The organism is Trichococcus sp. (assembly GCF_055118575.1).
On record NZ_JBSQPW010000007.1, the window covers coordinates 52,757 to 79,115 of the forward strand.

At 49.9% G+C, this 26,359-nt stretch carries 26 protein-coding genes and 1 riboswitch; of the genes, 23 read left to right on the top strand and 3 right to left on the bottom strand.

The features are described from left to right. The first annotated feature begins 138 nt into the window (after positions 1-138). The 5 genes from ACTCCX_RS03170 (at position 139) to ACTCCX_RS03190 (ending at position 5,315) form a co-directional block, all read left to right on the top strand. Complete coding sequence (locus tag ACTCCX_RS03170; RefSeq protein WP_463274724.1) at positions 139-1,668, top strand: ClC family H(+)/Cl(-) exchange transporter; 1,530 nt, start codon at positions 139-141, stop codon at positions 1,666-1,668. Between the two features lie 97 nt (positions 1,669-1,765). Beyond that, on the top strand, positions 1,766-2,278 hold the full coding sequence (locus ACTCCX_RS03175; RefSeq protein ID WP_463274701.1) for a GyrI-like domain-containing protein: 513 nt from the start codon (positions 1,766-1,768) through the stop codon (positions 2,276-2,278). 30 nt (positions 2,279-2,308) lie between these two features. Beyond that, complete coding sequence (locus ACTCCX_RS03180) at positions 2,309-3,712, top strand: MATE family efflux transporter (RefSeq protein WP_463274702.1); 1,404 nt, start codon at positions 2,309-2,311, stop codon at positions 3,710-3,712. A gap of 170 nt (positions 3,713-3,882) precedes the next feature. Next, positions 3,883-4,521 (top strand): NAD(P)-dependent oxidoreductase, encoded by a 639-nt coding sequence (locus ACTCCX_RS03185; RefSeq protein ID WP_463274703.1) that lies wholly within the window; start codon positions 3,883-3,885, stop codon positions 4,519-4,521. A gap of 47 nt (positions 4,522-4,568) precedes the next feature. Continuing rightward, the gene (locus tag ACTCCX_RS03190) at positions 4,569-5,315 is read left to right on the top strand and encodes a class I SAM-dependent methyltransferase (RefSeq protein WP_463274704.1); all 747 of its coding nucleotides are present in this window, start codon (positions 4,569-4,571) and stop codon (positions 5,313-5,315) included. Positions 5,316-5,361: 46 nt separating this feature from the next. On the opposite strand, the gene ACTCCX_RS03195 is transcribed toward ACTCCX_RS03190, so the two are convergent. Beyond that, positions 5,362-6,546 (bottom strand): cation:proton antiporter domain-containing protein, encoded by a 1,185-nt coding sequence (locus tag ACTCCX_RS03195; protein ID WP_463274725.1) that lies wholly within the window; start codon positions 6,544-6,546, stop codon positions 5,362-5,364. 43 nt (positions 6,547-6,589) lie between these two features. Next, positions 6,590-6,665: riboswitch (Fluoride riboswitch) on the bottom strand. Positions 6,666-6,920: 255 nt separating this feature from the next. Here ACTCCX_RS03195 and ACTCCX_RS03200 point away from each other — a divergent pair. The 12 genes from ACTCCX_RS03200 to ACTCCX_RS03255 all read left to right on the top strand — a co-directional run bounded on the left by ACTCCX_RS03200 (position 6,921) and on the right by ACTCCX_RS03255 (position 18,239). Then, positions 6,921-7,679, top strand: a complete 759-nt coding sequence (locus ACTCCX_RS03200; protein WP_463274705.1) for a hypothetical protein — start codon at positions 6,921-6,923, stop codon at positions 7,677-7,679. Between the two features lie 69 nt (positions 7,680-7,748). Next, complete coding sequence (locus tag ACTCCX_RS03205; RefSeq protein ID WP_463274706.1) at positions 7,749-8,213, top strand: hypothetical protein; 465 nt, start codon at positions 7,749-7,751, stop codon at positions 8,211-8,213. A 276-nt stretch (positions 8,214-8,489) separates the two neighbouring features. Beyond that, complete coding sequence (locus ACTCCX_RS03210; protein ID WP_463274707.1) at positions 8,490-9,155, top strand: SIMPL domain-containing protein; 666 nt, start codon at positions 8,490-8,492, stop codon at positions 9,153-9,155. A 210-nt stretch (positions 9,156-9,365) separates the two neighbouring features. After that, the gene (locus ACTCCX_RS03215; protein ID WP_463274708.1) at positions 9,366-10,817 is read left to right on the top strand and encodes a UDP-N-acetylmuramoyl-L-alanyl-D-glutamate--2,6-diaminopimelate ligase; all 1,452 of its coding nucleotides are present in this window, start codon (positions 9,366-9,368) and stop codon (positions 10,815-10,817) included. Positions 10,818-11,060: 243 nt separating this feature from the next. Then, on the top strand, positions 11,061-12,446 hold the full coding sequence (gene purB / locus ACTCCX_RS03220; protein WP_463274709.1) for an adenylosuccinate lyase: 1,386 nt from the start codon (positions 11,061-11,063) through the stop codon (positions 12,444-12,446). Further along, the gene (locus ACTCCX_RS03225; RefSeq protein WP_463274710.1) at positions 12,443-12,943 is read left to right on the top strand and encodes a GNAT family N-acetyltransferase; all 501 of its coding nucleotides are present in this window, start codon (positions 12,443-12,445) and stop codon (positions 12,941-12,943) included. The genes purB and ACTCCX_RS03225 overlap by 4 nt, the downstream gene beginning before the upstream one ends. Positions 12,944-12,958: 15 nt before the next feature. Next, the gene (locus ACTCCX_RS03230) at positions 12,959-13,807 is read left to right on the top strand and encodes an amino acid ABC transporter substrate-binding protein (RefSeq protein WP_463274711.1); all 849 of its coding nucleotides are present in this window, start codon (positions 12,959-12,961) and stop codon (positions 13,805-13,807) included. 27 nt (positions 13,808-13,834) lie between these two features. Further along, the gene (locus ACTCCX_RS03235) at positions 13,835-14,506 is read left to right on the top strand and encodes an amino acid ABC transporter permease (protein WP_463274712.1); all 672 of its coding nucleotides are present in this window, start codon (positions 13,835-13,837) and stop codon (positions 14,504-14,506) included. A gap of 11 nt (positions 14,507-14,517) precedes the next feature. Further along, positions 14,518-15,261 (top strand): amino acid ABC transporter ATP-binding protein, encoded by a 744-nt coding sequence (locus ACTCCX_RS03240; protein WP_463274713.1) that lies wholly within the window; start codon positions 14,518-14,520, stop codon positions 15,259-15,261. 56 nt (positions 15,262-15,317) lie between these two features. Further along, on the top strand, positions 15,318-16,484 hold the full coding sequence (locus ACTCCX_RS03245; RefSeq protein WP_463274714.1) for an amidohydrolase: 1,167 nt from the start codon (positions 15,318-15,320) through the stop codon (positions 16,482-16,484). Continuing rightward, positions 16,472-17,833 carry an MmgE/PrpD family protein gene (locus tag ACTCCX_RS03250; RefSeq protein WP_463274715.1) on the top strand — a complete coding sequence of 454 codons (1,362 nt, stop codon included), beginning with the start codon at positions 16,472-16,474 and terminating at the stop codon, positions 17,831-17,833. The genes ACTCCX_RS03245 and ACTCCX_RS03250 overlap by 13 nt, the downstream gene beginning before the upstream one ends. 196 nt (positions 17,834-18,029) lie before the next feature. Continuing rightward, positions 18,030-18,239, top strand: coding sequence for a YdbC family protein (locus tag ACTCCX_RS03255; RefSeq protein ID WP_108032156.1), 210 nt, complete (start codon positions 18,030-18,032; stop codon positions 18,237-18,239). A 261-nt stretch (positions 18,240-18,500) separates the two neighbouring features. Here the strand turns inward: ACTCCX_RS03255 and ACTCCX_RS03260 are convergent, their stop codons facing one another. Further along, positions 18,501-19,706, bottom strand: a complete 1,206-nt coding sequence (locus ACTCCX_RS03260; RefSeq protein WP_463274716.1) for an MFS transporter — start codon at positions 19,704-19,706, stop codon at positions 18,501-18,503. Between the two features lie 279 nt (positions 19,707-19,985). On the opposite strand from ACTCCX_RS03260, the gene ACTCCX_RS03265 reads away from it, so the two are divergent. From ACTCCX_RS03265 to ACTCCX_RS03285, 5 genes are all read left to right on the top strand, one after another. Next, the gene (locus ACTCCX_RS03265; protein ID WP_422301414.1) at positions 19,986-21,137 is read left to right on the top strand and encodes an RNA-guided endonuclease TnpB family protein; all 1,152 of its coding nucleotides are present in this window, start codon (positions 19,986-19,988) and stop codon (positions 21,135-21,137) included. A 177-nt stretch (positions 21,138-21,314) separates the two neighbouring features. Beyond that, positions 21,315-21,869: an O-acetyl-ADP-ribose deacetylase gene (locus ACTCCX_RS03270; protein WP_463274717.1), complete on the top strand. Its 555-nt coding sequence runs from the start codon at positions 21,315-21,317 to the stop codon at positions 21,867-21,869. Continuing rightward, complete coding sequence (locus tag ACTCCX_RS03275) at positions 21,869-22,252, top strand: zinc ribbon domain-containing protein (RefSeq protein WP_463274718.1); 384 nt, start codon at positions 21,869-21,871, stop codon at positions 22,250-22,252. Before ACTCCX_RS03270 ends, ACTCCX_RS03275 begins: the two co-directional genes overlap by 1 nt. Before the next feature lie 107 nt (positions 22,253-22,359). After that, positions 22,360-23,187 carry a DUF975 family protein gene (locus ACTCCX_RS03280; protein ID WP_463274719.1) on the top strand — a complete coding sequence of 276 codons (828 nt, stop codon included), beginning with the start codon at positions 22,360-22,362 and terminating at the stop codon, positions 23,185-23,187. A 46-nt stretch (positions 23,188-23,233) separates the two neighbouring features. After that, the gene (locus tag ACTCCX_RS03285) at positions 23,234-23,974 is read left to right on the top strand and encodes a hydrolase (RefSeq protein ID WP_463274720.1); all 741 of its coding nucleotides are present in this window, start codon (positions 23,234-23,236) and stop codon (positions 23,972-23,974) included. Positions 23,975-24,086: 112 nt separating this feature from the next. Here ACTCCX_RS03285 and ACTCCX_RS03290 read toward each other — a convergent pair whose 3' ends face one another. Further along, on the bottom strand, positions 24,087-24,830 hold the full coding sequence (locus ACTCCX_RS03290; protein WP_463274721.1) for a glucose 1-dehydrogenase: 744 nt from the start codon (positions 24,828-24,830) through the stop codon (positions 24,087-24,089). A 495-nt stretch (positions 24,831-25,325) separates the two neighbouring features. On the opposite strand from ACTCCX_RS03290, the gene ypfJ reads away from it, so the two are divergent. Continuing rightward, complete coding sequence (gene ypfJ / locus ACTCCX_RS03295; RefSeq protein WP_463274722.1) at positions 25,326-26,210, top strand: KPN_02809 family neutral zinc metallopeptidase; 885 nt, start codon at positions 25,326-25,328, stop codon at positions 26,208-26,210. Positions 26,211-26,359: the final 149 nt, after the last annotated feature.

Consider the following 26,359-nt stretch of genomic DNA (forward strand, 5'->3'; position numbering starts at 1 on the left):
AATTCAGAGTTCGACTATGTAGAGCGAGATGAAAACCAAAACCGCCTAAAATTATGCACATAGTTTTAGGTTTTTTGAATTTTTCGAAACAAAAACAACAGAAGGAAGGGATAACCTGTGGATATCTACAGGAAGCTCATGGCTGATGAACGCGTAGTCTACCTAATGAAAGGAACACTTGTAGGTTTATCAGCCGGCTTTATTGTCAGCCTTTTCAGGTTAGGAATAGAATTTATTTTAGAAAGCGTAGTCGAAAGCTATCATTATATGCAGGAACAACCAATCTGGCTTATTCCTTGGGTGTTTTTTTCATTGGCAGCCGCGCTAATCGTAGGAAAACTTGTCAAAAGCGAACCCAACATCAAGGGCAGCGGCATTCCGCAAGTGGAGGGGCAAGTACAAGGAATTATTAGCCTTAACTGGTGGCCGGTGCTCTGGAAAAAATTTATCGGGGGTCTGCTGGCGATCGGCTCCGGCCTTTTCTTGGGCAGAGAGGGCCCTTCCATCCAATTGGGATCCGCAGTGGGACAAGGTGTCAGCAGTCTCACAAAAGGGGATGATGTCGAGGAGAAAATTTTGCTTTCGAGCGGTGCCGGCGCTGGTTTGGCTGCAGCTTTCAATGCTCCTTTGGCTGGCTTGATGTTTGTCCTCGAGGAAGTCCACCATAATTTTTCCCCTTTGCTTGCCATCACTACTTTCTCCTCCGCGCTTGTGGCAAATTTCGTGTCCTTGAACATCTTCGGTTTGACCCCAGCGCTGAACATCGGCATGATGAACACAATCCCGATCGCCTACTATGGCTTGGTCATTGGGTTGGGTATCTTTTTGGGATTGAATGGCTGGCTCTACACAAAAGTGGTCTTGTTATTGCCGAAACTGTACAGCAAGCTTCCATTCATCTCGGATAGTTATAACGCAATCTTGCCATTCGTTCTGGTCATCCCGATCGGCTATTTTCTTCCCCAAGTCATCGGAGGAGGCAGCGAGCTGATTCTGCATTTGAGCAATTGGCAACTCTCCTTGGGGATGTTGATTGGTTTATGGGTTTTGCGTTTTGTATTTTCGATGGCCTCCTACGGTGCGAACGTTCCTGGAGGCATCTTTCTGCCGATCTTATCGTTGGGGGCAATCTTAGGCGCCATCTACGGAAAAGCGGCTTTGGCTCTGATTTCGTTCGATCCGCAATATTTGCCGCATTTCATCATTTTTGCGATGGCGGGTTATTTCACAGCAATCGGAAAAGCACCTTTGACTGCCATCATTTTGGTGACGGAGATGGTCGGCGGGATGAATCAGTTGATGCCTCTAGCCATTTGTTCATTCAGCGCCTTTGTCACCGCCGATTTGTTGGGGGTGGACCCCATCTACGAAAGCCTTTTGGAAAGGCTAATCGCTTCGCATGATAGCAGGCGCAACGGCAAAAAATATCTGTTTGATCTACCGGTCAGAGCCGAAAGTCATTTTTCAGGAAAAAAAATCCGTGAGGTACGGTGGCCTGAGGATGTATTGGTGACATCGATCCGCAGAGGCCAACAGAATGTGGTGGCAACCGGGAAAACCGTTATGCATACGGGAGATGTGCTGCATGTCTTAACGGATCAGGGACTGGCCAAGACTGTTCAAGAAGAACTGAGGCAATTGGAAAAGAGGCAACTTTTCAACACTTGATGCATCAAGACGTTTTTTTTCTGAAAAGTGTGCTATCCTTATATTGAAGTTTTCTAAAGTCGGTGTAGCATAAGCTTTGATAGAGGGGGTTCTGTAAATGGGAAGAATTTCAGAAATCACATTGACCAATCAGCCGGAGCAGCGCATCATTTCCATCAAAACGGAAACGACGCTGAAAAATATGCAAATGAAGATAGAAGACTGCCGGGAAAAAATCCTGACCTATCTGAATTTGTTGGAAGAACTGCCTTCAGGTCCCTGTTTCACGATTTATTACTCATTCACGAAACAAAATGTTGAAATCGAGGTAGGTTATCCAATCGCAAAAATGCTGCCCTCGCAGGATGATATCCGCATGTCCGTCATTCCGGCAGGGAAACGCGTATCCTGCCTGCATATCGGTCCCTATAATGAAATTCCGAAAATTTACCAGGAAATGGATCAGTGGCTGGAGTTCCATGATTTCGAAACGAATGGCATCTCTTATGAGACCTACTACAATGGCGAAGGTTACACTCCACAGGAGTACTTGACCAAAATCGAATTGCCCATCCAAGAGGCAGATGAAAAATTAAAAATTATAGCTACAAAAAGGCGAGCCGTCGAATAGACGGCTCCACTTTTTTGGAAAGGAAACAATATGCAACAAAATAAACAGCCAGCAATGGCAGAAAACAAGATGGGTGTCATGCCCGTAAACAAATTATTGATCTCCATGTCCGTTCCGATGATGATCTCCATGTTGGTGCAAGCTTTATACAATGTCGTCGACAGCATCTTTGTGGCCCAGATCAGCGAAAAAGCCCTGACTGCCGTATCATTGGCCTTCCCGGTGCAGAACTTGATGATCGCTTTGGCGGTCGGGACCGGAGTCGGGATCAATGCGTTGGTTTCCAGACGCCTCGGCGAAAAAAATTACGAGGCCGCAAACAGCACGGCCGATAACGGTATTTTCCTGAATGCTGTGCATTTCCTGCTGTTTTTGGCGTTGGGCCTATTCTTCATTCCGCTCTATTTCTCCTTTCAGACGAAGGATGCAGAAATCATCGCCTACGGAATCGACTACCTGCAAGTAATCAGCGTCTTCTCATTCGGGATTTTTATGCAGGTCAGCATGGAACGCTTGCTTCAATCGACCGGCAGAACGTTGTACACGATGACGACCCAAGCAACCGGAGCGATTTTGAACATCATTTTGGATCCGATCTTCATCTTTGGTTGGTTAGGGGTTCCGGCGATGGGGACAAGGGGCGCTGCGATCGCAACGGTTATCGGACAGATAGCCGCGGCTTCACTGGCATTTTTTTTCAACGTTCGCTTCAATAAGGAAATCACTTTATCGTTCAAAGGGTTCCGCCCGGATATGCAAACGATCAAGAAAATCTATTCCATCGGGGGGCCTTCGATTTTGATGCAAGCTGTAGGTTCCTTCCTGAATTTGAGCCTGAACAACATCCTGATCCGTTTCACCCCTACTGCGACCGCTGTCTTCGGTGTCTACTTCAAGCTGCAGAGTTTCATCTTCATGCCGGTTTTCGGTCTGAACAATGGGATGGTTCCGATCATCGCCTACAACTTTGGTGCCAATCAAAAAGAACGGATCAAGCAGACCATCAGCTTGTCTAAAAGATATGCGACGGCGATCATGTTCATCGGCGCTGCCCTTTTCTTGGTTATGCCCGGCACACTTCTGCAATTGTTCAATGCATCTGCTGAAATGCTGGAAATCGGCATCCCGGCTTTGCGGATCATCAGCCTCTGCTACGTTGCTGCAGGCTACAACATCGTTTCCGGTTCAGTGTACCAAGCCTTCGGGAGAGGCGGCCTGAGTCTATGGGTCTCGCTTATCCGTCAGGTCGTGGTGCTGCTGCCGGCAGCCTATCTGCTTTCTTTGATGGGGAACGTTGCGCTGGTCTGGTGGGCGTTTCCGATTGCGGAAGTCTTTGCTTTTGTCATGAGCATTTATTTCAACAAAAAAATCGATAAAGAAGTCATTGCCAACATCTACCCGCACACAATTGCAGATGTTGCGACAGAAAAATAAAAAAAGTGAAAGCCTTGCAGAGCCGTGTCGTGGTGCTGCAGGGCTTTTTAATGGATTTTCGGGATCTGGTGTTTTCGTTTCCGGATAAGTGTCCGGCTTTACTTTTATTCTCCGGAATCCTAAAATGAAAGGGACAGAAAGATGGTTGGTACCAGAACGGAGGGTTTTCAGTGAAAATCGGAATCATCGGAGCGACAGGCAGACAAGGCAGGTTGATATTGGAGGAAGCGCATGCCCGTGGACATGAGGTGACCGCCATCATCCGGAACCCCGCCAAGCTCGAAGACACAGCGATAGCCATATTGGAGCGGGATATTTTCGATGTGCAGGTGGAAGATCTGAGAGGGTTCGATGTGATTGTGGACGCATTCAATGCGCCGGCGGGGATGGAAGAGGAGCATGTCACCTCGCTACAGTCCTTAATCGATGAACTGGAGCACCTGCCGGAAACGCGTTTGATTGTCGTAGGTGGTGCCGGCAGCCTTTACGCGGATCCCGGGAAAACGATCCGGGTAATGGAAACGGCCAATTTTCCCGAGGCTTTCAAACCAACTGCAACGAATATGGCCAAAGCACTCAACATTCTGAAGGAAAGCAAGGTCAATTGGTCTTATCTATCGCCATCCGCTTATTTTGACCCGAACGGCAACCGGACCGGGAAATACGCAGAAGGGGCTGAAACGCTGCTGCTGAACAGCGAAGACGAGAGTTACATCAGTTACGCGGATTATGCGATTGCGCTTGTGGATGAAATCGAAAGACAACGGCATCTGAGGCAACGCTACACAGTCGTCGGCGAACGGCAGTGAGTCCTGTAGCTGACAGTCATGACAGACGAAGATCAGGAGGGAAACTCATGGAATCATCGGATTTGATCATCGATTTTCACAAAAATAACCCGCGCCAAGGCCCCGGTAGCCAACAGAGCACCATCAAAGCCCTGCAATTTCTGCCGCAATTGACCCTGCAGGCGCAATTGCTGGACATAGGCTGCGGAACCGGCGCACAGACGATGGTGCTGAGCGAACAGACGCCGGCCCACATCACTGCAGTCGACAGCAGCAAGGAGTTTTTGAGCATACTCAAGCACAAAGCCCTGCAGCAAGGCATCACGAACCGCTTGACGGTCAAGCAAATGGATATGGAACAGCTTGCTTTCGCTCCCGAATCTTTGGACGTCATCTGGGCGGAAGGTGCCATCTACAACATCGGTTTTTCCAGAGGCATCCGGGAATGGCGGCCGCTGCTGAAAAAGGACGGGTATTTGGTCGCCTCCGAAATCTCTTGGCTGACGCCGGAACGGCCGCAGCTTGTGGATAAGTATTGGACCGAAGTTTATCCGGAAATGGGGACGATCGCCGAAAAGATTGCCCAAACGGAGGATGCAGGCTACATTCCGGTGGCGCATTTCGTTCTGCCCGAATCGGACTGGACTGCCCACTACTACCATTATTACGAAACCAATGAAGCGGCATTCCTGGAAAGGCATGGCCACAGCGAGGACGCAAAAGCTTTAGTGGAAGAGAACCGTCAGGAGATGAAGCATTTCGAAAAATACAGTGCTTACTACAACTATGTCTTCTACATTATGCAGAAAAGATAAAAAAATCGAGGAGCCTTGTCCGATGATGGACAGGCACCTCGATTTTTTACTTGGTCAGGAAAGTCTTGTAGGTGCGGTCAATGAAGGTGGCTCCGATCGGCGCGGTGAGAATGATCGCCAAGACGGCGACACTCAAAATGATGCTGCCCGCTTCGACTCCGGCAGCTAAAGGAATGGATCCGATGGCCGCTTGGACCGTTGCTTTCGGCGTGTAAGCCATCGCTGAGAAGATGCGTTCCTTTGTGTTCAGGTTTGTGCCTGAAACCGCCAGAAAAACCGCCAGCATCCGGAAAAACAAAGCGCCGAAGATCAAGGCGACGGCCGCGAAACCGGCGCCGCCCAAGGCCGTGATATCTACGGCCGCACCTACCAATACGAACAGGAAGACTTCTGCTGCAGACCAGATCTTGGAAAATTTATCATTGAGACGTTTGGCCAATTCCGGACGTTTTTTCAGTAATGTTGCTCCGACGGCCATAACGCCCAGCAGTCCGGAGAACGGAATGAATTTGGCAAAGGCATCCTCCACCGTAACCAGCAGAAAGCAAGCACTCAGCACGAGCATGACTTTCATCGTATCGCGGATATGGAACGTCCGGAAGATAAATACCAGACCCAGACCCACCAACAGACCCCCGAGCAGGCCCAACGCAATCGAAACCGGAACGGAAAGCAGCGTAATTGCCTGGAAACCGCTGCCTGTGTACATACCCATAAACGAGGTGAACAGGACGATGACATAGACGTCATCGACGGATGCGCCCGCCAGAATCATCTGCGGAATCCCTTTAGTTTTGCCGTAGCCGCTCTCGATCAACATGATCATGCGCGGGACGACAACAGCCGGCGAAACAGCTCCAAGGACAGCCCCGAGGATGGCAGCCTCCAGTAAAGTGATGCCCAACAATTTCGGGGCCAAGAGCGTGACCGCCAGGATTTCAAATGTTGCAGGCAAAAAAGTCATCAGTACAGCAGGACGGCCGATTTTTTTGAGATCGCCCAAATCCATGGTCAAACCTGCGCGCACGAGAATGACAATCAGAGCGATTTTGCGGATGTCCGCCGAAATGGCCAGCAATTCCGGCGCCATCAGGTCCGTTCCATAGGGACCCAAGAGGATGCCGGTCAAAATCAATCCCAACAAGCCGGGCAGTTGGAACCGGGTGAAGAGCGAACTGAGAAGAAAACCAAGGATAAGAATTAGCGCGATACTGTATATCAAAAGCTGCACCTCCAAATTTTTGCCACTAAAAAAGCCGAAGACAGACTGCGCCTATTGCGCAGAAGTCATCAGCTTGTATAAGCGGTTTAAGCGATTTGCTTCGGGAGACATTCATTCCCGTTAGTATAGATAGTATGATAGCATGTTTTTGAAAGGCAGACAAGGGGAATGGGAATCCACATCTGTGTTTGAGTTCTGTTCCCACTGCGCGTTATTAGGATGAGGAGCACATTATCAAAATTGCTACAATCGCTCAAAAATGATAGGATAAAAGTAATTAGATTGCATGATCAAAGGCCGGATCCCGTGATTGTGGGGCTGGAAAATTTTTTAACCGGCCATTCCGACAAGGTTTTCCATCAGAAAAATGTGAGGTGGCATGCGTGAATGAAATCAACAGAGAGAAGATCGTGAGCAAGCTAAAGAGCATTCCTGGATTAAAAGGCATCGTGGGTAGCGGAGCTGGAGGCAATAGCATGGAAGCAGCAATCCTCCTGTACTATGCCGCCAGTGACTCGCTCCATCCTGATTTGGATCAGGTCATCAGCCAGCTGGCGGACGCCGGGTCGCCGATCGATTACGGTATAAGGGAAAGCGGACGTGTGGGACAGGCTATCGGGGACTGCCTTGAAGGAAAAATAAAGATCGAACACGGGAACGGTTATCCTTTCGGCATTGTGAACAGCAGCTATGCCGCTGAAATTCATTATGGCAGGATTCTTTGGGAAACGCCGGACCGCCCGATTACAAAGTTGAAGGAAAAGCTTTTGATGCAAGGGGCTTATCCGGAAACGATGCGCCAGGCGACGATTGCTTATTTCATGAAGGAGGCGGCAAGGGCGGTTGAATCCGGCCATCACGCCGCCATGCAAGGTGATATTCATTACGCTAGCGGCAGCTTCTTCCACGCGGCTTGTTCCTGGGTTCAGGTCATCTATGCTTTGAACCGACAGTTCCTTTTGAATGAAAAGGGCAGCGTAAAACGTGCGAACCAGTTGCCGATCAGCCCAAAACAATTCCGCGTACGCGTGAATCAGATTTACCGCTATTTCGCCGCGAACAATCCGAAACTTGCCTATTGCGAAATCGATATGCTGGAGCAAGAGATGACAGCGTTGGTAAAAAAATTCGAGGAAGCATAGATTCGAAAAATATTTGCCGGTAATGAGGCAAAGGCATTTTCGTATTGCATACCCTATGGAGGGATGAATTTGAAATTCTATGACGATAATCAGAAAAAGATAAGGTATCAATTCGGCTACTACAGTATGCTTTTGATGGCTGCCCTGCTCATTGTTTATACTTCCATGCCGGAAGGTAGACTTGGAGGAATTTCGTACCAAAATGCTATCAAGAGTATCATTATGATCAGTGCTGTGTTCTTTGCAGTCAACGTTGTTTATCGGCACGCGTTTTTTGATCTGTATACACGCCGGCCGTTTTGGGGCAGTGCCTTCTTTTTGGCGATGGCTGGGTTGCAGGCGCAGCAAGCCTATCAGTTGTATCATTTGGGCATGGAGCTTCCTGTCCCGATCAATGCCGCGGAATTCATCCTCATGCACAGCCTGGAGGTAGCATTGTACCTTTCGATTCCTTTAACTTATGGCGTGCGCAAAATGGTTGATCGGTTCGCGTCAAAGAAACAGAGTGCAACAGAAACCCGACAGTCGTCTTGAACGGCTGTTTTTTTTTATTATAGTAGGAAACTTGCGATGAAAAATGATTGGATATCGGGAAACAGAGGTTTATCCGGAAAAATCCGCAGGTGTCTGCCTTTGAGGCAAGCGAATGCGGTACCAGCTGTCATGAACCTGAAAGTGCGCTATCAAACTCAATTCGCTGCCAGTATTAGTTTCTTTCCGGTAATCAGTCCTGAACCTTTGCGCAAACGCTCTCTTAGTGCTAATCTAAAGGAAACTGAAGCAGATCCATTCAAAAAGGGGGCAACCAACATGGAAATTTCAAGGATGACTGTTAAAGGCAAAGGTTTCGCCAGCGCTCCACCTGATACTATCGCCATTTCACTGCAGTTGGAGGATATCAAGGATACGTACGAATTGGCGATGCAGCATGCCGCTTTGGCGCTGGAGCAAGTCCGGGAAACCTTGTTGCCGCTCGGATTCCCAAAAAAGGAAATCCGCTCCTCACACTTTTCAATCGACAGCGCTTATGAACACAGGAACGACTTCCGCGGCGAAAATAAGCGCTACTTCCTCGGCTACCGCTACCGGAACGACCTGAAGATCACCTTTGCGAACGACAGCAAGCGCCTTGGCGAAATTCTTTTGGCGTTGTCGATCTGCGAAGCGGATCCGGAATTTTCGGTCTATTTTTTCCTGAAGGATCGCCAGGCTGTCGAGCAAGCCTTGCTGGAGGATGCCGTGCGTGACGCCAAGGAGAAAGCCCAGATACTTGCTGCGGCTGGCGGTGTCATGCTCGGGAAAATCTTGGCAATCGATTACGATTGGGGCGAAATCGAAGTGCGTTCCCGTGTCTATGCAGCCTCATCTCAGATGGTCTACGACAGTGCCCCAATGATCGATCTTGAGCCGGAAGACATCAGCAACAGCGATACCGTTACGGTCGTTTGGGAAATCCTGAATGCGCAAAAAGCCTGATGGGCCTTTCTTTCAGAGAGTTAAGGTATACTTGGATACCATAATATTTTGGTCCGATACTGAAAATTTCTGCAACATAATAATATCGAAAAACGCCGAGATGGTATATCCTATACAAAGCAAAGCGTGTTTCTTACAAAAATTCACAAAAACTTCGCATTTCAAAAGTATACTGAAACCCGCTAGAAACCTCAGTAAAGGAGTAATTCCATGAAACTGAAAGAAATGCTGTCTGATTGCCAGCTGGGAAAGCAGCCTAAGTGGGATGGAGAACAAATAATCACCGGCATTACCGATAGTTCCAAGGACATCACGGATGGAATGGTATTTGTCGCCATCGCCGGTTTTGAACAGGATGGGCATGATTATATCCCACATGCAATCGAGCAAGGGGCCGCTTTGATCGTCGGCGAACACGATTATCCAGAGGCATTACCGATTCCATACCTTAAAGTCACCAATAGTCGCCAAGCGCTGGGGCAGCTGGCGGATAAATTCTATAGGCATCCTTCCGGAAGGAAACGCGTCATCGGCATCACCGGCACGAACGGAAAGACGACGACTGCTTTTTTCCTCAAACACTTGTTGGAGCAGCAAGGGTTTGACGTTTCCCTGATCGGCACCATCTACAATGAAATCAACGGTATCCAATATCCGACGCCGAATACGACACCGAATGCCGAAAAGGTTCATGAACTGATCGCGGCTTCGCAGGATGACTTTGTCGTCATCGAAGTCTCTTCGCATGGGTTGACACAATACCGTCTGGAGGGTGTTGCCTTCGACTATGCCCTGTTCATGAATCTGCAGCACGACCATTTGGATTACCACAAAACAATGGCGGCTTATTTTGAAGCCAAGGCGTTGCTTTTCGATAAGCTGAAACTGGATGGGAAAGCGATCGTCAATACCGATGATACCTGGGGCTTGAAGCTGGCGGAGCGCTTGATCGCAAAGGGGATAGCGGTCATTACTGTGGGTCATCAGGAAGATGCGAATCTTTCCATCAAAAAGATGACCAATCAGGCTGTCACGTTGGATATTTCCGGCGAGGTATCGGTGCTGGATCCGCATATGCCTGGTGAACACAATCTCTATGATATTGCGATGGCGGGTGCGGTCATTCAGGATTTTGGCTATCCGCTGGCGGATGTTACGAGGCAGATGCGTTCATTTTCGGGCGTGCCGGGGCGGTATGAAATCGTCCATCTGAAAAACGGAGCCCACTGTGTCATCGATTACGCGCATACGCCGGAAGCGGTCAGCTCGATTCTGAAATCGATGCACATGGATGGTGCGGAGAGGATTACGCACATTTTTGGTTTTCGCGGCAACCGCGATGCGTCGAAGCGGGATGAAATGATTGCGGCTTCGGCAGGTCAGAGTACGCGTGTGATTTTGACGACCGACGATCTGAACAGCATTCCGGAAGAAACGATGAGGCAGGAATATGCTGAATATCAGCATAAATTTGCTGGGATGCATCAAATCGATGTCTTGATGGACCGGACATTGGCAATCCAAACGGCCGTGAGTGATGCTCGAGAAGGCGATTGGATCCTGCTGACCGGCAAAGGACATGAAAAATACAAGACTACCTTTGCTTTACCGACTGCTTCCGACAAGGAAACGGTGCTGTACCTGAAGAATTCCGAAAAATAGAATGGTTATAAAGCCGCAAAACACTCGTTTTCAAAGTGTTTGCGGCTTTTCTTTTTTATCTGGGTGTTCGATTTTTCCTATCAAGAGTGTTCGGAAACGCGGAATATGCCGATTCACTATGAAATGGTAAGCTAACAGAAGCTATTTTTTGTTCATTATGAACAAAAAACATGGTTATGCGGCCTTTTCGAGGCACACACGGCATCAGAATAACGCATATAAGTTGGGGGAGGAATCAGATAAATGGCATCACACGTGATAGACATGATCATGATGAGAAACAATTTCGGGACGGAAGCGATGCGCGGTGTCTGGTCGGAGGATAACCGGCTGCAGAAGCATCTGGACGTCGAAGCGGCTTTGGCGCTTGCAGAAGGGGAACTGGGCTTGATCCCTCAAACCGCTGCCGAGATGATTGCTTCGAAGGCGAAGAGTGAATACGTCAATCTGGAGGCGCTGGCTGCCAGCGGGGCGAAGTTGAAGCATTCGTTGATGCCGACGATCAATGCTTTGCAGGAGTTGAGCGGGGCTGATGGCGAATATGTGCATTTCGGCGCGACCACCCAGGATATCGTAGACACGGGGACAATGCTGCAATTGAAGGAAGCACACCAGATCTTCATCAGCGAACTGGAGGAAATCGCGCGCGAATTGGCTCGTCTTGCGGCTGAATACCGCACGACCCCAATGGCGGGGCGCTCGCACGGGATGCAGGGCTTGCCGACGACATTCGGTTTCAAAATGGCAGTTGTGCTAAGCGAAACGTTGCGCCATCTGGATCGCTTGAAGGAAGCAGAGGAGCGGATTTTCGTGGGTGGCATCGCCGGTGCGGTCGGTACTTATGCCTCTTTCGGAGAGCAGGGGCCGGCCATCGAAGCTGCCGCCTTGACGCGATTGGGATTGAACACACCGGATATCTGCTGGCAATCCTCGCGCGACCGAATCGCGGAATACGGCAGCATCATCGGCCTCATCAGCGGAACGCTCGGTAAGGTAGGGAATGAATTCTACAATCTGATGCGGACGGAAATCGATGAAGTGGAAGAGCCGTTTTCGGCAGGCAAAATCGGTTCTTCGACGATGCCGCACAAACGCAATCCTGCGGCATTCGAAGGGATCGCCAGCTTGACGCGTCCAATTTTGGCGAATGTCTCCTTGATCCAACAATCAACAATGGTCGAACATGAACGCGATGCGATGACTTGGAGGGGCGAATGGATCGCTCTGCCGGAAATCTGCATCTACCTTTCATCACAATTGGCCACTACGAAGGCTGTGCTGAAAGGCTTGGTCGTGAAGCCGAAGCATATGCTGCGCAATCTGAACCTGCAGGGCGGCTTGCTGCTGTCGGAAAGGGTCATGTTCGTTTTGTCCGAACAGTTGGGCAAACAGACGGCACACCATCTGGTCTACGAACTGTCGATGGCGGCGGTAGAGGAGGAACGTTCTTTCCGCGATGTGCTTGTCGAAAATGAAACGGTCCGCCAGCATCTGTCCGAAACGGCAATAGATGACTTGCTGGATCCGGAAACCTATCTTGGTTCGGCACCCCAAAAGGTTGATGAGGTGTTGAAACGATTCGAAGCAACCGGCCTGGACACCAGTGTAGAAGGAGCGGATGCACAATGACGCAGATTTTCCGTTTGGCGCGGGAAGCGGATGCGCCCGGACTGGCGGAACTGCTCCGCCAAGCCTATGTTTCCAATACAGAGCTTGGCATCCATTTCGCTGCGGCGCATGCGGATACGGAAGCCGCCAAAAAACACATTTCCAATAATGTTTGCTACCTTTTGGAAGAGGATGGACAAGTGCTGGGCACGGTCTCTTTGCGGATGCCGTGGGGGCCAAACCCGGGTCCGGCAGGTGTGCCGCACATCGGTTGGCTGGCTGTTTCGCCGGCCGCCGGTAAAAAAGGCATCGGTAGTTGTTTGTTGGATTTTATCGAACAGGACATCGCGCGCGACCTGTTGAAATGTCCGGCAGTCACTTTGGGGACGGCAGTCGAGCATCCGTGGCTGCCACAGCTGTACGAAAAAAGAGGTTACGAAAAATTTGCGGAGACCGACCTCGGTCTAGGGCATATCACCGCTTATTTCAAAAAAATAATCATAAAATCATTCACATAAAAGGGGAAATAGAAAATGAAAAAATTGATGGCATTGGCATTCGCAGCAACGGTCGTATTGGCAGGCTGCGGAAACGGCACGGAAACAGACAGTTCAGCGGACAGCGCGGCAAGCAACGCAACGAGTTCCCAAGAAGCTGGTACTTCGGCAGCGACGGAAGAAAAAGTGCTGCGGGTCGGAGCGACCGGGCAAAGCTATCCAAACGCTTACCGCGAAGGCGAAGAACTGGTCGGCTTCGACGTGGAAGTGATCGAGACTGCGGCTGAAAACTTAGGTTACACAGTCGAATGGACGCTTTCCGACTTCAGCGGCGTGATGGGACAATTGGAAACGGACAAAATCGACACAGTCGCGAACTTCGTGGCGAAGACAGCAGAACGGGAAGAGAAATTCCTCTTTTCCGATACATATGCCTATGCTGGCGCAACAATCGTGACACACACGGACAACTCCGACATCAATACGCTTGAAGATTTGAAAGGCAAAACGGTATCCGGTGTTTTAGGATCGAACAATGTGACGAATCTGCAGAACTTTGACACGAACAGCGAAATCACGATCCGCACGTATGAAACGCGTGACGGCGCGATGAGTGATGTCGTGGCGAAGCGTGTGGAAGGCTATGTGAATTCCAAAGCTTCCCTGATTGCGGAAATCGAAAAAAATGACCTAGCGCTCAAATTTGTCGGGGAACCGTTCGTTTATGAAGACATCGCCTTCCCATTCACAAAAACGGAGCGCGGTGAAGAACTGCAAGCCGAAATCAACGCTGAAATCGCAGCATTGCGCGAAGACGGCACTCTCAAAGAACTATCCGAAAAATATTTCAGTCAAGAAGATATCACAGTCAAAGCCGGCGAATAGAAACACAAAGAAAAGAGTGAAGCACAGATGAATTTTGATTTTGCCTATGTCCTGGAAGTGATCCCTGCGATCATGAAATACGTTCCCTTGACCCTATTCATGTCGATACTGGCGATGGTCGTTGCCATCGTAATCGGCATCCTGCTGGCGGTCATGAAAGAGAGCCAAAAAACGCTGCTGCGCGGTTTCACGAGCGTCTACTTGTCTTTCTTCCGATCGGTTCCGACACTGGTGTTGCTGTTCATCATCTATTACGGCCTGCCACAATTGTTCCCATCGTTGACTGCAATGGAGGCAGTGACGGCTGCTGTCATTGGCTTGGGTATCAAACAAGCCGCCTTTTTGGCAGAAATCTTCCGCGCGGCCATCATTTCCGTCAACAAAGGCCAAATGGAGGCAGGACTTTCCGTGGGGATGTCGAAACTCCAGACAGCTTACCGAATCATCCTGCCGCAAGCAGCCGAAAATGCCTTGCCGGGGACAGGGAACACCTTCATCAGCCTGATCAAAGAAACTTCTTTAGCGTTCTCGTTGGGTGTCACCGAACTTTTTGCCGAAGCCAAAATGATGGCCTCATCCTCCTACAAATTCCTCGAGAGTTACTTGGCGGTCGCTCTGGTCTATTGGGTGCTGATCATCATCTACTCTTATCTGCAGCGCATTTTGGAAGAAAAACTAAGCAAGCCGTACCGGACTTAGGAGGATGACAGATGATTAATGTGAAAGGTTTGAAGAAAAAATTCAATGAGTTGACCGTACTGAACGGAATCGATATAGTAGTGGAACGAGGGCAAGTCCTGGCGATCATCGGGCCTTCCGGTTCTGGGAAATCAACCTTTTTGCGCTGCCTGAATTTCCTTGAGCAGCCGGACGCAGGCCTTATCGAAATCGGCGAGGCCGCACTGAACGCCGAGAACTACACCAACAAAGATGTCCAACAACTGCGCCAGCAAACCGCTATGGTTTTCCAGAACTACAACCTGTTCCGGAACAAAACAGTGCTGCAGAACGTCACCGAATCGCTGGTCGTCGCCAAAAAAATGCCGAAAGCGCAAGCGGAGGCAATCGGTTTGGAGTTGCTGACTAAAGTTGGGCTGAAAGAAAAAGCCGGCAATTATCCGGCTACGCTTTCGGGTGGACAGCAGCAACGCGTCAGCATCGCAAAGGCCTTGGCGGTCAATCCGCATGCGATCCTTTTCGATGAGCCGACTTCTTCGCTGGACCCGGAATTGGTTGCAGAAGTACTTCAGGTGATCAAATCAATTGCCGATCAGCAGACGACAATGATCATCGTGACGCACGAAATGGACTTTGCCCGCGAAGTTGCCGATCATGTCATTTTCATGGCGGACGGCAACATCGTGGAGCAAGGGCCGCCGGAAAGCATCTTCGGCAATCCGCAGCAAGCCCGCACGAAACAATTTCTGAAACAACTGAGAAACAATGAAAACTGAACGGGTTCGCCCAGCTTGGAATGATAGAGCGAACCATCGAAAGGAAGAATGATACCATGACTGAAACGCAAACGGACACACAAACTAAAACGGGGTTCTATGAAAAGCTGGTCGCTTACCGGCGTGAACTGCATGCGCATCCGGAATTGTCGGCAAAGGAATTTGCGACAACCGAACGCATCCGCCGCTGGCTGTCTGAGGAAGGGATAACAATCCTCGATTTCCCGCTGGAGACCGGTCTGATTGCAGAGGTCGTGGGGGCACTGCCTGGTCCGACTATCGCTTTGCGGGCGGATATCGACGCTTTGCCGGTCAAAGAAGCGACCGGTCTGCCGTTTGCTTCAGAAACGGATGGTTGCATGCATGCCTGCGGACATGATTACCACACGGCATCCATGATCGGTGCGGCAATTCTGCTTCAGGGTAAAAAAGCATCACTGAGAGGTACTGTCCGTTTTATTTTCCAACCAGCCGAAGAAATCGCGCAAGGTGCGAAGTGGGTCGAAGCAGCCGGTGTTCTTACCGGCGTTTCCGCCATCTTCGGGATGCACAACAAGCCGGATCTGCCGGTCGGAACAATCGGCATCCGTGAAGGCGGACTGATGGCCAGCGCCGATCGTTTTGAACTGGAAATCCACGGTATCGGAGGGCATGCCGGCATTCCCGATTCCACCATCGATCCGATCGTCATCGCAAGCCAGATCATTACCGGTATGCAGGCCATCATCAGCCGCAACACGAGCCCTTTCCATAACGCTGTCATCAGCATTACCCAGATCCATGGCGGTAGCTCGTGGAATGTCATTCCCGAGAAAGTCTACATGGAAGGGACCGTCCGTGCTTTCCAAAAAGAAGACCGTGAGAAGATTCCAGATCTGATGCGCCGGATTGCGGAAGGGATTGCGTCGGCTTTCGGAGCGGTTGCCGATTTCCGCTGGCACCCGTACGTATCGATTGTGGACAATGATGCCCGATTTAAAGCGATCTTGGCAGAAACGGCTGAAGAGCAAGGCTACCGTTTCGTGGAGCCGAAGCCGGTCGCCGGCGGGGAGGATTTTGCGCATTACCAGACACTCATTCCCGGTTTCTTTGTATTTATGGGTGTCGAAGGCACGCGCGAGTGGCACCATCCTGAATTTAACCTCAAAGAAGAAGCCTTGGCGGTCGCTGCTGATTACTTCTCGGCTTTGGCGATCAAGGTGCTGGATCAATGGGAAGCTTGACAGCATTTACAGAAATGCTGGCCACGGAAGTTCTGCTGGCGAACCCGGCCGATAATAAAGCGGCCTTGCGCGAAGCTAAACGCGGCCTGCTGGATTATCTGGCCAGCGCTTTTGCTGGCCGGGAGGATGCCGGTGTGCGTAAGTTGTTGCATGCCATCGAAGCGGAAGGGGGGCATCCCGTCGCGGCTTTGATCGGCCAAAACAAAAGAGCAAACAGGCGGCAAGCGGCACTTGTGAATGGATTTATGGGCCACGCCTTGGACTATGACGACGTCCATTCCGATGTCCGCGGCCATCCTAGCACGGTTATTTTGCCAACGCTTTTTGCTTTGGCTTCCGGACGGGAAATTTCCGGCAAACAATTTTTGGATGCCTATATCATCGGCGTGGAAGTGATGGCAAGGCTCGGTCAGGCCGTCGGGACGGCAAGTTATTTGCAAGGTTGGCATAATACCTCGTTGATCGGCGGCGTCGCGGCTACTTTTGCGGGAGCCCTATTGCTCGGATTCACAGCTGCCGAAACGCAGAATGCCGTCGGAATCGCCGCCAGTCAGGCTGCTGGCCTCCGGGTTCAGTTCGGAACGGAAATGAAGCCTTTGCATGCTGGTCTGGCGGCGCAACAAGCGGTACAGTCGATCGAGCTGACACAGCAGGGATTCCACGGGATTGAAACAGCACTCGATTCAAAAATAAGCTTTCTGCATGTTTACGGCGGAAAAGAAGCGGATAAGACCGTCCCGAAGACCTTGACCGAAGATTGGGGGAAATCTTGGCGGATAGCCGAACCTGGCCTCTGGTTCAAACGCAATCCGTTTTGCTCCGCTGCTTCCCACGGTGCTGACGCCGCTTTGGAATTGGCGCAACTGAAGTTGGCTGTTTCAACTATCAAAAAGATAGACATCACTTTTCCGCCCGGCGGCGATGCGGCCTTGATCCATTCTCACCCGAAGACAGGTGAACAAGGCCGATTCAGCATCGAATACGTGGTTGCCTTGGCGTTGCTCGGTAACCCGTTTACGCTCGGGAATTTCGGGGTCAAGGCTGTCTCATTTGAAGCTGAAAAGCTGATGCGAAAAATGTCCAGAAGCTATGACGCAGAGCACAAGCCGGACGCGCAAGCCATCCCGAAAGGCCGCTTCACGATTGTTCGGATCACATTGGTGGACGGTTCCGTCCACCAATGTGAAGTGAGCGTGCCGAAGGGTTCGCCGCAAGCGCCATTGCCGGATTCGGAGCTGGAAAACAAGTGTCGCGACTTCGCGCCCGATCAGGAAAAAGCCGAGCGCATCCTGCAAATCATACGCAATCTGGAAAATGGTAAAGTGAGCGCATTGGAAAGATTTTTATGATGGATACAGAAGAGGGGGGTGGAACATAACGATGTTCCGGCGCCTCTTTTGCTTTTGATCCTTGAAACCTATATTCCAAAAGTACGCGTATATTTTATCTGAACCACAATTTGCGCTATAATGGGGAGGCAAGTTGCCGATCCGAAAAGTGCCCCGGCAGCCAACCTCAAACTCGAAAAAAGAAAGGATCCTCCCTATGGCAGACATTACATTTGAAATCGTCGAAGAACTCGGCGTCCTGTCCACATCCGCTAAAGGCTGGACGAAAGAACTGAACTTGGTCAGTTGGAACGGCAGACCGCCAAAATACGACATCCGCGAATGGAGTCCGGAACACGAAAAGATGGGCAAAGGACTGACATTCAGCGAAGAAGAGATGGCCGCCCTCGCCAAACTGTTGAAATAACCGAAGAGGCTGCATCAAACCCAGTACGCTACTTACTGGATTGATGCAGCCTCTTCAGTTTTGAGGTTGAACATACGTTATCCTTAGAAATAACCCGCCAAAACCTTATTGGCGGGCAAAATCAATTCGAATCCTATACAGTTTCCCCGCCAAAATCGTCTTGGCGGGGAAATACAACCACATTCGACACAAGATTCCCCGTTAAAACCAGTTTGACGGGGAATTCCGCCGCTAATCCTACCCTTAGAATGTAGCATTGCATCAAGAATGTTCCGCTCCGTTGCGTTTCCCTCGCCGATAGAAAAGAAACATCAAAAAAGCGGAAAGCAAGGCGGTGGCGGCACCGAAATAGAAGGGCACCCGGTTGTTGAACGTATCGTATAACCAACCGCCGATCAGGCTGGCCGGCAACAGTGTCATTCCGAGGATTGCGTTGTAGAGTCCCAGACCGGTACCTTTCTTTTCCTTGCCGATAATGTCGGATACCAGCGCTTTCTGGATGCCGTCCGTGGCGGCGCTGTACAATCCGTAAAAGGCGAACAGGCCTACGATGGCGAATGGGGTAGTCGCCTTGCCGAATCCAAAATAGATCAGCGCAAACATCAGGTAGCCGCCGATGATGATCCGTTTACGGCCGATTTTGTCTGAAAGCTTCCCGAGAGGAACGGCAAAAATCACCGAAACAGCATTGAATATAAGATACATGATTGGGATGAAGGCATCACTGACGCCGACATCGCTCGCTTTGATCAGGAGCAGAGCATCCGTCGAATTCCCCAGCGTAAACAGGAAAACGATGAAAAGGAAAAGATAGAAGTCCTTGGGGAAATCCCGGAAAGCCAGTTTCCCGAGCCGCTCCGATTTGGCGCGCTTGGCTTCCTTCACAAAAAAGATGATCGAAAGGAGACCCAAAAATCCCGGAATGGCCGCGAACAGGAAGACGCGTCGGTAATCACCGGGGAAAGCAGCCAATACAGCAAAAGCGATCAGCGGACCTACGATAGCCCCGCTGTTGTCCATCGCCTTATGAAAACCGAAATTCAGCCCGGCGTTGTTGTTTTCCTCCGAAGATCCGGCCACGAGACTGTCCCGGGGAGCGGTGCGGATGCCTTTTCCGACGCGTTCCACAAAGCGGATCGACAGCACCTGCAGGGGCGTCGTCACGAACGCGAACAGCGGGGAAAGGAGGGCGGTGATGCCGTAACCGATGATCATGAAAGGCTTGTTGCGGCCGATTTTATCACTCCACCAACCGGAGAGGGATTTCAGGACAGAAGCCGTGCTTTCGGCGATTCCCTCAATCAAGGAGATTTCCGTTTTCGTAGCCCCCAATGTCGTCAGGAACAACGGCAAGATGCTGTAAACCATTTTTGTCGTCGTATCCGTCAGGAAACTGGTCAAGCCGACAAAGAAAACATTGCTTTCGATGCCGAGTATCCGCTTTTTCATTTTTTGATTATCCGCCATTTCGAAAACCTTCTTTCGGTTATTTCTTCAATTCCATTTAATTCCTTTTCCGGCAAAAAGTCTAGCAGAGCGCCCGCGCGCATACGTCCGCTTCGGATGGGTCTGCCAAATGGATAATCAACCGGATTTTTGAGTTAGCGGGAAGGAAACACGGGCTTACAAACCCGTGATGAATTCCCGCTGTTTTATCTTTTTTTCGCACTCCTCCTACTGCGTATTGTCTGCCCTTAAATGGTACAATGAACACAAAGATAGCAAGGCAAAAGGAGGTGAATCACAATGACATTGAAAGGGATAAAAGTTAAATTGTACCCGACCGTCGCTCAGCAAGAAGCCATCGAAAACAATTTCAGGCTGAACCGATTCCTTTGGAATCAACTGCTCGGGATGCAGCTTGCGCGCCATGAAAATGGCGGCTCTTTCGTCACCAAATTCGGCATGAATTATCTGATTAAGGTAATGAAAATCGAATTTCCGTTCCTGAAAGAAGCCGAAAGCACCAGTTTGCTTTACACATCCGCGGATCTTGCGGATAGTTATGACCGCTTCTTCAAGAAACAGAACGGTTTCCCAAAATTCAAGTCGCGTCGGCGACCCAAAAACAGCTATAAATCGAATTGTGTGAACGGCAATATCCAGGTCGTGGATAATCATTATCTGAAATTGCCGAAAGTGGGCTTGGTGAAAGCCAATGGCCTGCATCGCGTCAAAGACAAAATCAAGAGTGTGGTCATACACAAGAAGGCGGACGGCACCTTTGAAGCGACGCTGCAGGTTGCGTTTGAGGCAACAACTTTTGAATCAACAGGCAAATCCGTTGGGATTGATCTCGGCATTGCCGACCTGGCCATCCAATCGGATGGTTACAAACTGCCGAACAAACAATTCGAGCGTTCATTGGCGAAACAAAAACGGCAATGGGAACGGAAATTGGCCCGGCGCCGTCAACAGGCGCTTGTCAAAATCGAACAAGCGAAAGCGCAAGAAATCGAACTGGAGCTTTCTGATTTCAAAAATGTCCAAAAAGCCAAGGAACAAGTGGCGCGTATCAACAAAAAGATTGCCAATCAACGCAACAACTATCTGCAACAATACACAACCAGCCTGGTCAAAAAATACGACCTGATCGTCCTGGAAGATTTGAAAACCAAGAATCTTCTGCAGAACCGTCAGCTGGCGCGTTCCATTGCCGATGCCGCCTGGGCGAAAATCAAGTCCATGCTGGCGTACAAATGCGAGTGGTACGGCAAGGAACTGGTATTGGTGAACCCCGCTTATACGAGCCAAACGTGTTCGCATTGCGGGGAAAACACCGGCAAGAAACCGCTGCGGATCCGCACATTCGCTTGCCCGCATTGTCATACCACAGGTATTGACCGCGATGTGAATGCGGCCATCAATATCCTCAACAAAGCGCTTGCCCAGCGTTAAAGGCACAGGTCAGGAACTGGCCTCGGTTAATAGGAGAAACCGCTGTTGCGTTGGATTTTCAACGCGGCAAGTCTGCTCTGTTCCCAGAAGCTCGGTCATTTATGCCCGAGTAGTTCACGGTAAAGTGTACATATTGGTATGTCCGGACTGAACACAGGTTATGAGGGAGGAATCGGAATGAAGGAATTGCAGGTCAGTCACACAACGTTGCATGGGCTTAAAGGCGACATTACCCGTTGCGAAGTCGATGCCATTGTTAATGCCGCCAATAAGAGCCTGCTGGGCGGGGGAGGAGTCGACGGCGCTATCCACCGTGCCGCCGGGCCGGAACTGGTGGCTGCCTGCCGTTTACTGAACGGGTGCCGCACAGGTGAGGCGAAACTTACGCCCGGCTTCCAGCTCAAAGCGGCTTTTGTAATTCATACGGTCGGTCCTGTCTGGCGCGGTGGAACGCACGGTGAAGCGGATTTGCTGGCTTCCTGCTACCAGAAATCATTGGAATTGGCCGACGCCAACGGAGCAATCCGCACGCTTGCCTTTCCGGCAATCAGTACCGGCATTTACGGATACCCATTGCGTCAAGCAGCCAAGATCGCTGTTGGAACCGTCAAGGCCTACGTGGAAAATTATCCGCAAACAATCATCACAGAAATCATTTTTGTCTGCTTTGACGATGCGACGTTGGCCGCATACGAGCAGACATTCAAAGAATTGGAGAGGGGAAATGGTTGATGTTTCTATTTTTTGACGTATTGCCGTTCCGCAGGTTGCTGGAATACAATCAAACGATCACCTGCAGCCGTTGTGGGCATTTTGGGCGCTATGAGGTCTATCTCGTGGGCAATCGTTTCCGTCTGTTTTTCATCCCGGTCATAACTTTCGGGAAAAAGTATCTTGTCCGCACAACCTGTTGCGACACTTGGTATTTACTTGATCCGCAAGTGGGCAAAGCGATCGAACGCAAAGAACCGGTCTCGATCCGGGACAGCGATCTGCAGCTGTATCAGACCGGTGAACCGCTTGAAAGCAGATGCCCGAATTGCGGTGCCTCTTATCCTCAGGGCGCACATTTTTGCCCGAATTGCGGAACGAAAGTGGATGGAACAGAACGCTGACGGATTGTCTGCAAAATAAATGAAAGACAATTATCTGAAAGCGTTGCAAATTGTTCAATTATGGTATAATACAACTATCGCAAATTGTAAGGGGTGGTCATAATTATATGTTAACGAACAAAGAAATCAGATCAACTGCTAGAGAATATTTACGCGGCAATTATAAAATGGCGGTCATCAACCTGATCCTTATCACGATTGCGAACAGCATCCTGCAATCGGTAGTCCGGACGCTGACGGGCGAGAGCGCTCTGAACATGCAGATGACAGGGGAAACGTTGCCTAATTGGGATTCTGTCTTTTCGATGCAGTCCTCGCCTTTCCAAACGACGCTGAACGTTGTCTTTTCGATCATCGTAGCGCTGATTATAGGCTCCATGCAGATGGGGAATGAATGGGGCTATCTGGATATGCTCGACGGTACGCCACTTTCATCAGGCCATTTGCTCAAACCATTTGAAAATCAACTGTCCAAGACGCTCGGCGTTCTGGCGCTACAGGCTGTCTATGTCATTTTATGGTCTGTACTGCTGATCATACCAGGCATCATGAAGCTTTATTCCCTGGCGTTATCGAACTTCATTTATTTCGATAACCCGAACATGAAAACGACGGACATCCTAAGACAAAGTGAAGCCTTCATGAAAGGCAAAAAGATGAGACTTTTCCAATTGGATCTGACTTATTTTGTCGTCTACCTCATTCCTGTGGCATTGTTTACGGGTGTCGGAATAGCCGCATTCAACATGTATGCCGGAGCGGCAACGGCTGATTCTGATGCGTTATTGTATCAAGCGTTGTTGCTGGTAGGATTGATGTTGGCTACATTCGCTGTTTTCGGCATCCTGACATTCATCGTTGAGCCGAGAAGAAAAGCCGCGCGTGCGGTCTTCTATTCGGAAGTTCTGAAGGAAGAAAATCTCATCATCGCTTGATCTACCCATACAGTTTTATCAAAATCATCAGCAAAGGAGCGAAAGAATGGAACCAAGAATCAAAAGAGAAGCACCAAGCATCACAACCGATTTGCGCAGTGACACAGTCCAAGTCCCTAGTGTGATCCGGAACTGCTCAGGTATCCGGATTTTCGGAAAGCGAATCAAATCGTTGATTTTTACGACGGATATCGCCATCATCCTGAATAACGATGCCGATGCCGTCATCGCGGTTTATCCATTTACCCCGCATCCGGCGGTCATCCAAAGCATAGCCAACGTCTCGACCATTCCGATCCTATCCGGAGTCGGCGGGGGAACCACACAAGGGAAACGCAGCGCCAACATTTCCTTGTTTTCTGAAGCGCAAGGCTCATTGGCTGTAGTCGTCAATGCACCGACACCGATCGATACAATCAAACAGATTGAAGAAACCGTGGACATTCCGATTGTCTGCACCATCGTGACGGAATACATGGACATCCAGGAGCGTTTGGATGCAGGTGTCGATATCCTGAACGTCAGTGGCGGGAAGGACACGCCCTATATCGTGAGCCGCATCCGCGAAAAGTATCCGGATGTTCCGATTATTGCAACCGGGGGACCGACAGATGAGACGATATTGGCTGCAATCAATGCCGGAGCAAATGCCATCAGTTGGACTCCGCCTTCCAACGGTGAACTGTTCAGACGCAAGATGGACAAGTACCGCGACAAAGAACGCGAAAAATTCATGCAGGAACACCAAGGCATGACAATCGAAGAAGTAGAAGAATTGGAAGAGTAGATAGACTAGTTTCTTTAAAAAACGCACAAACAGCTGCCAGGATAGTAGACTCTGGCAGCTGTTTGTGCGTTTTTTTTTCTTATTGTAAGACTTGTATTGGTGAAAAACAAAACTAGAGGTCGGAAATCATGCCGCCGTCGACGACGAATTGCGAGCCAGTCGAGTAGCTCGAATCATCGGACGCAAGATAGATGACCAGATTGGAAACTTCCTCTGATTTTGCCGTCCTTCTCAAAGGTATGTCCTTTTCTAATTGTTTGACGTATTCATAGACGTCCCCTTGTTCGGCCATTGGCGTTTCGATGATGCCCGGGTGAACGGAATTCACGCGGATATTGAATTGGCCGAGTTCAGTAGCGGCACCCTTGGTCATACCGGTTACTGCGTGTTTGGATGCGCTGTAAGCGATGGCGGTAGGGGCACTGACCAAGCCATCGACTGATGAAATGTTGACGATCGAGCCGACTCCTGCTTTTTTCATGGAAGGTACAACAGCTTTCATGCCCAGGAAAACACCCAGTTCATCGATTTCGAAAGTCAGGCGGAAATCAGCTTCCGTCAATTGGTCCAAAGTCTTGAAGATGCCGACGCCCGCGTTGTTTACGAGCACCGTAACCGGACCGAATGCTGCCTCTGTCAGCGCAATGACCTCTTCCCAGTTGGCTGATTTTGAGACGTCCAATTTCATGAAGATAGCATTTTCGCCGATTTCTTCAGCCAAAGCTTTTCCGGTTGCTTCGTTGATGTCGGTCACCACGACTTTGGCGCCTTCCTCAGCGAATTTGCGTGCATGCATGGCACCCATTCCTTGCGCCGCGCCCGTGATGATTGCTACTTTATTCTGCAATTTACCCATTCCATATCGCTCCTTTGGATTCATTTTTTGCCGTCCCCAATCTGTCAGGGATTACTTGTATAGGCTTACATCCATGTTATTCCTATAATCATTCAGAAGCAATATTATTCCATCAGATGTACATATTCACAAGAACACCATTTTGATGAAATTTGTGAACTTCGCTGAACTATGCTAGGGTAATGCGGGGTTTGAGGTTATGAGGATTTTGAACAGAAAATGAACAAGCGTTTCAAATGCTGAGAATGGACTTTTTTTTATCAATATGTGTGTAATATGGACGGTGGCGGGAGAACTTGTCTGGACTTTTTTGCGACGGTAGATGGATGGATGAGAATCAGGGCAGGTATCCCTCAGGTGTATTTTTTTTAAATTTTCAGTCAATACTATATAATAAAGGTAAGCATAAAATCGTTTTCGGGTTGCGGTTAAACTCTGGATGTGTTGGCAGAACCAGGACCTGCGTTGCGAAAAAAGGACATTGGAGGTATTCGTATGAAATGGAAAGGTGGAAGGAGAAGTTCCAACGTTGAAGATCGACGCGGCAGTGGCGGTTTTTCTACGGGTGGCGGCGGCTTGGGCATGAGCGGCATGGCAGGCGGCGGAATTTTTGGGATCATTATCATGATCATCATCGCTCTCTTCGGAGGCGGCGACCTATTCGGTGGGGGTGGCGGCAGCGCGCCGACAGAAACGCCACAGACCGGCATCACCGAAACCAGCAATAAAACTGAGGATGAGATGGCTGAATTCGTATCCGTCGTACTTGCATACACGGAAGATGCTTGGGCACAAGAATTTGCGAACAACAACTTGGAGTACGTTGAGCCGACACTAGTGCTCTTCAGCGGTCAGGTGCAATCAGCCTGTGGTGTGGCCGGTTCCCAGGTCGGACCGTTCTACTGCCCGGCCGATCAAAAATTATACATCGATTTGAGTTTCTATGATCAGCTTTCGCAAGAGTACGGAGCGTCTGGCGACTTTGCGATGGCCTATGTAGTCGCTCATGAAGTCGGGCACCATGTCCAGAACCTGTTGGGCATTATGGATCAGGTGCAAAGCGCCCGTAACCAACTGAGTGAAACAGAATACAACGAGCTGAATGTGCGTCTTGAGCTGCAGGCCGATTACTTGGCCGGTGTCTGGGCAAATTATGTCCAGGAGCAGGGTGTCCTGGAGGAAGGCGACTTCGAGGAAGCTTTACAGGCAGCCTTTGCCGTAGGGGACGATACTTTGCAGAAACAGTATCAAGGCTATGTCGTGCCGGACAGCTTCACGCACGGTACCTCCGAGCAGCGGATGCGTTGGTTCACGAAAGGCTTCGAAACTGGCAACCTGAGCGGCGGGGATACGTTCAATATCGGATATAGTGAACTCTGATTTGGAATAAATTTAGTTGAGCCTGTCGCGCTGCGGCAGGCTTTTCATTTTATACTAGGAAAGTATAAAATTTTTCGGATTGAAAAGTGCTTCACCGTAGGTGTTTCACACGTTTGCAAAATGTTTCATGCACCTAAAATGATGGCCAG